Raw genomic sequence first — 1,829 nt, forward strand, 5'->3', positions numbered from 1 at the left:
CTTGCAAGCACTAACAACAGCATCCATATCCCTGATGTTAGTGCTTGCAAGGGTGTGGATGTAGTCCACCACAATGTGGCGCAAGTCCCGCTGGCAAAGAACAAGCGGCTGTTTGAATCTGTGAATCTAGGCGGAATGAAAATATTATTAGAAGCGTGCAAGGTTAATAACGTTAAGAAACTTGTCTATACGTCCTCATCGGCGGTCTATGGCGTTCCGCAAAAGTTGCCTATCACAGATACAGACCCCGAGCCTTGCCCTAGAGAGGCTTATGGCACAGCTAAACTTGCTGCAGAAAGACTATGTCTAGAATATGTGAAAAGTGGGCTTGATGTCAGTATAGTACGTCCGCGCACTATACTGGGACACGGACGGCTAGGAATCTTCCAAATATTATTTGAATGGGCTAGCGAGGGGCGGAAGCTACCAGTTTTAGGGAACGGTGACAACATATTCCAGTTTGTTCATAGCGACGACTTGGCAGAAGTATGCATCAGGGCGGGCGAACGAGAAGGGCATTCAATCTATAACTGCGGAGCTGAAAATTACGGCTCTATGCGTGAGCTTTTACAGACGCTATGCAAACATGCCAAAACAGGGGCAAGTGTGCGCTCTCTGCCTATGAGCCTTGCCGTAATGGGAATGAAGCTAACAAGCAAATTAGGGCTATCCCCGCTAGGCAACTATCACTGGTTAATGTATGGGCGTTCGTTTTATTTTGATACATCTAAAATTAAGAGAGAGCTTGGCTACACAGCAAAATATTCTAACGATGAGATGATATGCGAAAGCTACGACTGGTATATAGCAAACAGAGACAGGATACATTACATTGGCGAGGGGGTAAGCACACACCGCTCCGCTGTGAAACAAGGGATACTAAATCTGGTAAAGTGGCTGTCTTAGTGTGGCTATAGCCACACTCCAATTTGTCTTAAGAAACATTAGGTTCAAGCCTAGTTTAGAGAAAATTTCTAGACTTAAACCTTTTTTCAAAACGCCATACCAATATTAGCCCCCAAAGATAATCCACCAACATTAAATTCTTCGCCATCAAATCCAGCTTTGATATTTATGTGTGTATCTGTATATCTAACCAGCAAACATGCTGTCAGGTGTTTGTAGTAAAAACGGATGCCAAACTCAGTGGCTGGACTTAAAACATAAATGGTAGAGGTATCAAAATCTGTATCCACAGAAAGCAATGTTATATTCATACCAACACCTGCATAAGTTTCAAGAAAACTAGGAGTTTCAAAAAACAGTCCCAAAATTATGCCTAAGGAGTCTCTTCCAAGAAACATTGCTGATATAGAAACTTCATTGACATCTATCTGATGTGGATTTATCCCGCTGTATTTAGAGTTGCGTACATTAAAACCAACCCCAAGCCTATGGTCTATATATTTTTGGTACTTAATGCCTAAAAAAAATCTATCGTCTAAATCAGTGCCGTTTAGTGCTACCCCATCCATATGCTCTATATCAAGCGAAAGATTCCAATGCCTATTACATTGTTTGTTTCTGTTAAAGGGGTCGTAGTAGTCTCTGGGAAACCTACATTCTTCGGCATGAACAATACCGTTTGCTAGTAGATATAAGAATACTAAAAAAATAATATTCAATATTTTGAACATTATTTATTCCCCGTGAATGCTGTGCCAACGGATATACCGATTGATGTTCCACCTAAATTGCCTTCATAAATATGCTTTGCTTTTAGTCCAATTGCAAATTCTTTAGCATAAAGGAATAAACCGTACTCCACTGCTCCGCCACTATTGTTGATATATTTTGTATCTTGACCATATTCACGAAATCTACCAAAA

At 40.9% G+C, this 1,829-nt stretch carries 3 protein-coding genes; 1 reads left to right on the forward strand and 2 read right to left on the reverse strand.

Annotated features, from left to right (window positions below; all coding sequences use genetic code 11):
• A partial coding sequence (locus AC1MDJ_RS07655) for an NAD-dependent epimerase/dehydratase family protein (RefSeq protein WP_479690331.1) occupies positions 1-906 on the forward strand: 906 nt, incomplete at its 5' end.
• A gap of 86 nt (positions 907-992) precedes the next feature.
• Here the strand turns inward: AC1MDJ_RS07655 and AC1MDJ_RS07660 are convergent.
• Both AC1MDJ_RS07660 and AC1MDJ_RS07665 read right to left on the reverse strand, forming a co-directional pair.
• Positions 993-1,637 (reverse strand): hypothetical protein, encoded by a 645-nt coding sequence (locus AC1MDJ_RS07660; RefSeq protein WP_479690332.1) that lies wholly within the window; start codon positions 1,635-1,637, stop codon positions 993-995.
• Positions 1,637-1,829 (reverse strand): hypothetical protein (locus AC1MDJ_RS07665; protein ID WP_479690333.1); only part of this gene is annotated, 193 nt, incomplete at its 5' end. The genes AC1MDJ_RS07660 and AC1MDJ_RS07665, both read right to left, overlap by 1 nt.

This window comes from Candidatus Termitispirillum reticulitermitis (assembly GCF_054655775.1).